This window comes from Streptomyces sp. NPDC003379 (genome assembly GCF_053589195.1).
Map to the genome: position 1 here is coordinate 3414 of NZ_JBSFRK010000111.1, position 1777 is coordinate 5190.

Here is a 1777-nt window from a genome sequence, read left to right on the forward strand (position 1 = left end):
CCTGCTGGGATGGGTAGGGGAGCGTCGTGTGCCGGGTGAAGCTGCGCCGGAAGGCAGTGGTGGACGGTTCACGAGTGAGAATGCAGGCATGAGTAGCGATACATACGTGAGAAACGTGTGCGCCGATTGACTAAGGGTTCCTGGGTCAAGCTGATCTGCCCAGGGTAAGTCGGGACCTAAGGCGAGGCCGACAGGCGTAGTCGATGGATAACCGGTTGATATTCCGGTACCCGCTGTGAAGCGTCAAACATCGAATCAGGCGATGCTAAGTCCGTGAAGCCGTCCCGATCTCTTCGGAGTTGAGGGAAGTGGTGGAGCCGACGGACCAGACTTGTAGTAGGTGAGTGATGGGGTGACGCAGGAAGGTAGTCCAGCCCGGGCGATGGTAGTCCCGGGGTAAGGGTGTAGGCCGTGTGGCAGGTAAATCCGTCGCACATTAAGGCTGAGACCTGATGCCGAGCCGATTGTGGTGAAGTGGATGATCCTATGCTGTCGAGAAAAGCCTCTAGCGAGTTTCATGGCGGCCCGTACCCTAAACCGACTCAGGTAGTCAGGTAGAGAATACCGAGGCGTTCGGGTGAACTATGGTTAAGGAACTCGGCAAAATGCCCCCGTAACTTCGGGAGAAGGGGGGCCATCACCGGTGATCGGATTTACTCCGTGAGCTGGGGGTGGCCGCAGAGACCAGCGAGAAGCGACTGTTTACTAAAAACACAGGTCCGTGCGAAGCCGTAAGGCGATGTATACGGACTGACGCCTGCCCGGTGCTGGAACGTTAAGGGGACCGGTTAGTGCACTTTCGGGTGTGCGAAGCTGAGAACTTAAGCGCCAGTAAACGGCGGTGGTAACTATAACCATCCTAAGGTAGCGAAATTCCTTGTCGGGTAAGTTCCGACCTGCACGAATGGCGTAACGACTTCTCGACTGTCTCAACCATAGGCCCGGTGAAATTGCACTACGAGTAAAGATGCTCGTTTCGCGCAGAAGGACGGAAAGACCCCGGGACCTTTACTATAGTTTGATATTGGTGTTCGGTTCGGCTTGTGTAGGATAGGTGGGAGACTGTGAACTCGGTACGCCAGTATCGGGGGAGTCGTCGTTGAAATACCACTCTGGTCGTGCTGGATGTCTAACCTCGGTCCGTGATCCGGATCAGGGACAGTGTCTGATGGGTAGTTTAACTGGGGCGGTTGCCTCCTAAAGAGTAACGGAGGCGCCCAAAGGTTCCCTCAGCCTGGTTGGTAATCAGGTGTTGAGTGTAAGTGCACAAGGGAGCTTGACTGTGAGACCGACGGGTCGAGCAGGGACGAAAGTCGGGACTAGTGATCCGGCGGTGGCTTGTGGAAGCGCCGTCGCTCAACGGATAAAAGGTACCCCGGGGATAACAGGCTGATCTTCCCCAAGAGTCCATATCGACGGGATGGTTTGGCACCTCGATGTCGGCTCGTCGCATCCTGGGGCTGGAGTCGGTCCCAAGGGTTGGGCTGTTCGCCCATTAAAGCGGTACGCGAGCTGGGTTTAGAACGTCGTGAGACAGTTCGGTCCCTATCCTCTGTGCGCGTAGGAATATTGAGAAGGGCTGTCCCTAGTACGAGAGGACCGGGACGGACGAACCTCTGGTGTGCCAGTTGTCCTGCCAAGGGCATGGCTGGTTGGCTACGTTCGGAAAGGATAACCGCTGAAAGCATCTAAGCGGGAAGCCTGCTTCGAGATGAGTATTCCCACCCCCTTTGAGGGGTTAAGGCTCCCAGTAGACGACTGGGTTGATAGGCCAGAT

At 56.2% G+C, this 1777-nt stretch carries 1 rRNA gene (running past one end of the window); it reads left to right on the forward strand.

Annotated features, from left to right (window positions below):
• Window positions 1-1777: ribosomal RNA gene (locus tag ACWDVB_RS40070) — 23S ribosomal RNA — on the forward strand; its annotated part reaches 1375 nt to the left of the window's first position; the annotation flags it as partial.